This window comes from Sphaerochaeta sp. S2, assembly GCF_016406725.1.
In the GTDB taxonomy this organism is placed as follows: Bacteria; Spirochaetota; Spirochaetia; order Sphaerochaetales; family Sphaerochaetaceae; genus Sphaerochaeta.
The window spans coordinates 1-5,053 of sequence record NZ_JAEKNT010000256.1 but is presented as its reverse complement, the minus strand read 5'-3'; the positions used below and the strand labels follow the sequence as shown (position 1 = coordinate 5,053).

At 48.2% G+C, this 5,053-nt stretch carries 6 protein-coding genes and 1 pseudogene; 5 read left to right on the top strand and 2 right to left on the bottom strand.

Annotation, left to right across the window (positions count from 1 at the left end):
• Positions 1-987 (top strand): deoxyguanosinetriphosphate triphosphohydrolase family protein (locus JF818_RS07230; RefSeq protein ID WP_233066679.1); only part of this gene is annotated, 987 nt, incomplete at its 5' end.
• On the opposite strand, the gene nrdR is transcribed toward JF818_RS07230, so the two are convergent.
• Complete coding sequence (gene nrdR / locus JF818_RS07225; RefSeq protein WP_198891356.1) at positions 984-1,448, bottom strand: transcriptional regulator NrdR; 465 nt, start codon at positions 1,446-1,448, stop codon at positions 984-986. The two genes, JF818_RS07230 and nrdR, sit on opposite strands and share 4 nt — an antisense overlap.
• Before the next feature lie 225 nt (positions 1,449-1,673).
• Here nrdR and JF818_RS07220 point away from each other — a divergent pair, with 225 nt between their 5' ends.
• From JF818_RS07220 to JF818_RS07210, 3 genes are read left to right on the top strand one after another with little or no spacing between them, the layout of a single operon-like run.
• Positions 1,674-2,333, top strand: a complete 660-nt coding sequence (locus JF818_RS07220; RefSeq protein WP_198891355.1) for a hypothetical protein — start codon at positions 1,674-1,676, stop codon at positions 2,331-2,333.
• The gene (locus tag JF818_RS07215; protein WP_198891354.1) at positions 2,323-2,811 is read left to right on the top strand and encodes a nucleoside-triphosphatase; all 489 of its coding nucleotides are present in this window, start codon (positions 2,323-2,325) and stop codon (positions 2,809-2,811) included. The genes JF818_RS07220 and JF818_RS07215 overlap by 11 nt, the downstream gene beginning before the upstream one ends.
• Before the next feature lie 6 nt (positions 2,812-2,817).
• Positions 2,818-3,513, top strand: coding sequence for a queuosine precursor transporter (locus JF818_RS07210; protein WP_198891353.1), 696 nt, complete (start codon positions 2,818-2,820; stop codon positions 3,511-3,513).
• Here the strand turns inward: JF818_RS07210 and JF818_RS07205 are convergent.
• Complete coding sequence (locus JF818_RS07205; RefSeq protein WP_198891352.1) at positions 3,503-4,312, bottom strand: inositol monophosphatase family protein; 810 nt, start codon at positions 4,310-4,312, stop codon at positions 3,503-3,505. The two genes, JF818_RS07210 and JF818_RS07205, sit on opposite strands and share 11 nt — an antisense overlap.
• Positions 4,313-4,355: 43 nt before the next feature.
• Here JF818_RS07205 and JF818_RS07200 point away from each other — a divergent pair.
• Positions 4,356-5,053, top strand: a pseudogene (locus JF818_RS07200) (transcription-repair coupling factor); the annotation flags it as partial.

The following is a 5,053-nucleotide window of genomic DNA, read 5'->3' as shown; positions in this document are numbered from 1 at the left end:
GACCATATCTGTACGAGAATGGAGCATTGCCTGCACGTCTCCTCGATTGCCTCCACGATCTGCAAGGGGCTTGGTCTGGATAACGAGATTGCTTGGGCAATCGGTATGGGGCATGATTTGGGTCATACCCCGTTCGGTCATACTGGGGAGAAGATTCTCTCAGCAAAAATGCAGGAAGCAGGGTTTCTTCCGTTCGAACATGAGGTCAACAGCCTGAGAGTCGTCGATTTTCTCACCTCACACGGTAAGGGGCTTAATCTGACCTATGCAGTCAGGGATGGCATTGCCTGCCATAACGGCGAGCAGTTGGTACAGTCCATCATGCCTACATTTGCAGTGAGGGACCTTGATCAGATCACCAGCAGGAAGGGTTTGATACCTGCCACCTATGAGGGAGCAGTGGTGCGTTTCAGTGATACCATTGCCTATCTTGGCCGGGATTTCGAGGATGCCTGCAGGCTTGGGATCATCACTGAGGAACAGCTTCCACAGAAGGTTTCCCGTATGCTTGGGAAAAGAAATGCTGATATCATTGACACCTTGGTAAGTGATGTCATCGAGCACTCCAACGAAAAGGTGGGAATCAGCTTCAGTGATGAGGTGTTTCCCGCTGTTCAGGAGATGATCAGTTTCAACTACCGGTCCATCTACAAGAGTCCCATGCTGGAAGGGTATGAACGGTACTTCAACCGCTTGTTTACGCTTATTCTCGATTACCTCAACTTCTTACTGGGAACTTACGGCTATCAAGAATCGTTATATGTACAGGAAAAGAACATGCTTGCAATGGGCTTCTACCATCACCTGATGGACATGCATGAAGCATATGAAGAGAGGGACGGGAATACCAGCCGGCTCATCTATGACTATGTGGCAGGCATGAGTGATAATTTCTGCCTCGATTGTGCCAATGAGATTCTCAAGCCTGAACATCTCAATGACAGTATTGAACACTCCTTGACAGGGAAATGGTTTGATGCCCGCTAGGCAAGTTCCTTGCCCAGCTTCTGGATCTCTGCGATAAACTGTCCAAGGTCATTGAATGCCTTGTAGACAGCAGCAAACCGGACATAAGCGACCAGGTCAACTTCTCTCAGCTGCTTGAGGGTTTCGTCCCCAATATCGCTGGATGCAATCTCCCGCTTGCTTCCTACCTTGAGCATGATGGCGTCCTCGATGCTCTGCAGCAGCAGGTCAATCTCATTTTCGCTGATTTTCAGTTTCTCGGTGCAGGAGCGTACTCCTCGGCCGATCTTGTTCAAATCAAAGGGCTCCCTTCTCCCGTCACGTTTGATTACCATCAGGGGCTTGTCTTCGATCCGTTCATAACTGGTGAATCGGTAACCACAGATATTGCACTCCCGTCTTCTCCTGATCGAGGAACCGCTGGAATTTTGTCTGGACTCAAGGACCTTGTCATCCATTGATGAGCAGTGTGGGCATCGCATTGGTGTACTCCTTTCTCGCTATACTATATCACAAATAGTGTAAATTTTCAATGAATAGTGGTTAGCGCCTAAGCAATTTCAATTAATATGAAAAAGGGTACGCTATATGTAGTTTCTGCTGTAGAATCTTAGATTTTCTGAGTCTGTACAAAAATCAACTAATTTATGCTCTGTTTGTTGTAATTAAAACGATTCTGTGATAATAATAACATATTGGAGGATAGTATGGCGGAATCAGTGAGTAGCTGTGTTAAAAGGATAGTCGATAAGAGTCCCTTTATCCATGAGATGTTGATCAATGGTATTCTTTCATTCAGCAACTATGCCTCCTCTATTCAGGACGAAGTCCAGAAAGTATACGGTAAAGAGGTCAAGGCCAGTGCAATTGTGATGGCCCTCCGTCGTTATGGAGAAGAGCTGAAGAGGGAAAATGCAAAGACCGATCATGGCAATGTCGAGTATGGAATTGTCATGAAAACCAACATCTTTGATGTCAACCTGGTCAGAAAAGACAACTTCATCAGCAAGCTTGGAGTCCTGTATCGAAACATATCGACCGAAAAAGGTGATTTTCTCAACATTACGCTGGGAAGTCATGAGGTGTCCCTGGCGGTAAGCGAGAAATATCGTTACCTCGTTGATGAGTTGACCGAAGGGGAGGAGATTCTCAACCAGATGAATGACCTGGTTGCTCTCTCCCTGATATTTACCGGTGATTTCCTGCAAACCCCTGGTATTGTCTATGAAGCAGTGCGTCATCTGGCCTGGGAACAGATCAACGTCATTGAGATTGTCTCAACCATGAATGAGTTGACCTTTGTAATCAAGCGAGAGGACTCCATGAAAGCATTTGATGTGCTGCAAGGGTTCCTCCGTGCAAGCTAGACTGACCATCCATGCTGCTGAACGTGATCAAGGAAAGACAACGTCCTTGGTGCAACTGGTGAGGCAGTGTAGATCACAGAAGATGCATATCTGCGGGGTTCTTGCCCTTGCAAATCCCGAAAAAACCGTGTATAGACTCAAGGACCTCTTTTCTCAAGAAGAGCGATTGGCACTCTCTGAGATGCCCATCGCCCAAGGAAAGCGTATTGGTAGGTTTTACCTGGATGAACAGGTCTTTGATTGGATCAATGATCGGATAATCCAGAGTCTCCCGGGTTCACAAGTAGCCATCTTTGATGAGATTGGGAAGTTGGAAATATCCGGAGAGGGTCTTGCAGTTTCCTTCAGGAAAGCCTTGGAAACACCTGGCCTGCAGATTTTTGCTGCAGTACGCATCCCGTTCATAGAAGAGGTGCTGAACAGTTTTTCCATTCCCAGGGAGCGGGTGGAAATCACGTATGTCGGGTATAAGGAATGAAACACTATGAATGAACTCTTCTGGATGGTAATGCTTGCTCTGAACTTTGTCATGATTCTCATCGCTTTCAGGTTGTGGGGGAAATTGGGGCTCTATATCTGGATACCCATCAGTGTTATCGTGGCAAACATCCAGGTGACAAAGAATGTAATGCTTTTTGGATTGGATGCAACGTTGGGCAATATTGTATATGCCACCGGGTTCCTGGCCACAGACATTCTCAGTGAGCTCTATGGCAAGAAGGAGTCAGCGAAGGCGGTTGCCATCGGTTTCTTCAGCTTGCTCGCAATGACGATCATCATGCAGGTTGCACTGTTGTTTGAGCCAGCTGCATCGGATATTGCACATTCATCGCTCTCCTTGGTCTTTGGCCTGATGCCTCGCATCGCCTTCGGTTCCCTGGTAGCCTATGTAATAAGCAATCTTCACGATATATGGGCCTTTGATTATTGGAAACGCAAACGGCCAGGAAATCGTACGCTCTGGCTGAGAAACAACCTAAGTACCATCGTAAGCCAACTTATCGATACCTTGGTCTTTACCTTTATCGCATTCTGGGGTGTATATCCAACCGAGGTCCTGACCGGTATTGTCATCAGTACCTACCTGCTTAAGTGGGTGGTGGCTGTCATGGACACTCCGTTCATGTATCTTGCCCGGTTCTGGTACGACAAGGACAAGATTCCAACCCCTAGCCTTTAGGGGGAAGTACCACCTTCAGTGCATCGATGCATGCCCTTGTCCCCACATAGAGGGAAGGGGAGAATGGTCTTCGGTGCAAGAGGAAGTCATCATCATATATGAAGGGTTTTCCATCCACATACTCCACCAGCATTCCTGCTGAGAGCAGCACTGCGTGGCTGGCGGTTACATCCCAAACATAACAACTCTGGTTTACGCATCCTTGGATGTGTTCATAGATAACAGGGCTGAGCATATGGATGATGGAGGAACCGAAGATCCTGATCTTCCCTTCATACCGGGAGAAATCCATCAATCGCTGCCCGCTTGACCCCATGGTGATCTGATGAGGAAAATCCTTCTTCCCTTCTACAACCAATGGTTGTCCATTTATCAGGATCTCCTTTCCTGGGTCGAGTCGCAGGAAAAGATCATCCTCCCCGATTCCCCACCGGGGGGCGCTTATCATGGCACCGACCGGCACCCTGTCCTTGTTGAGAATGCCCAATGCCACAGCCCAGCAAGGGAGTCCCTGGGAGTAGACATCCGTGCCATCGATAGGGTCAAGGACAAAAGTGTAGGGAGCACTCTCGCTGAATGGGGTGAGTGTCTCCTCACTGATGATGTTGCATGAGGGGAAGAGATCCTCGATCACGGATATGATCCGCTTCGAGATTGCCAGGTCCGTCTCTGTTATTACCGACCCATCCTTCTTGTAAGACCGGCTGATATGTTGTTGTTGCGCTTTGGCATACATCCCCGCTTCCTGTACGGCAAGAGCGAGTGTATCCAGTGCTTTCTTATCAAGTGTGCTTTCCATTATCTTGCATAACCTTCTTGCTCATGATAGGGTAATGGCGCTTATGCAAACACCTATTTCAACCCTTGTCCAATCGTATATCAAAAACAGCACCGCTTACAAGGCGTATGGCACGACCACCCGACACCTGCACCTGGAAGGGTTGGAGGGGTATCCCCTTGCCCAGTTTCTTCGCATGATCTCACGCAAGCATAAAGGCCGTATCTGGGTCATATGCCCAACCGAGGAGAGCGCAAAGGACCTGCTCAAGGATAGTGGTGTCTCGCATAATCAGGATGCACCCTACAGCAATGAACTCAAGACAATCTATCTTCCCAGCAATGGGAGAAAGCTCTATACCCCGTTCAGTGGGGACAATGTTGAGTATGACCAGCTCAATCGGTTGACCTCCATCACTGAGATGCGTCATGGGATGATCGTAACTCACCTGAGGGCTTTTGTAGGCCCCTTGGTCAGTCCTGAGACACTCTCAGCCTCTTCCTTATCGGTCAGGGTTGGTGGGGCTTTTGACAGTACCGCCATTGCAGAACAACTCTCACGGGCAGGTTATATCAACACCGTCTCCACCAATGCGATTGGTGAATTCAGTCTGAGAGGGGAGGTAATGGATATTTTCCCCTATGAGAGTGACCATCCTTTCAGGATCTACGCAGATTGGGATCAGGTGGGCAAGATCAGCAGTTTTGATCCCATCACGCAGGAAACACAGTCCTCGATAGATCATTTCACCTTGTCCTTGGT

Coding starts and splice junctions, on each gene's coding strand:
- nrdR (WP_198891356.1), bottom strand. CDS start 1,448: ATGCGATGCCCACACTGCTCATCAATGGATGACAAGGTCCTTGAGTCC.
- JF818_RS07220 (WP_198891355.1), top strand. CDS start 1,674: ATGGCGGAATCAGTGAGTAGCTGTGTTAAAAGGATAGTCGATAAGAGT.
- JF818_RS07210 (WP_198891353.1), top strand. CDS start 2,818: ATGAATGAACTCTTCTGGATGGTAATGCTTGCTCTGAACTTTGTCATG.
- JF818_RS07205 (WP_198891352.1), bottom strand. CDS start 4,312: ATGGAAAGCACACTTGATAAGAAAGCACTGGATACACTCGCTCTTGCC.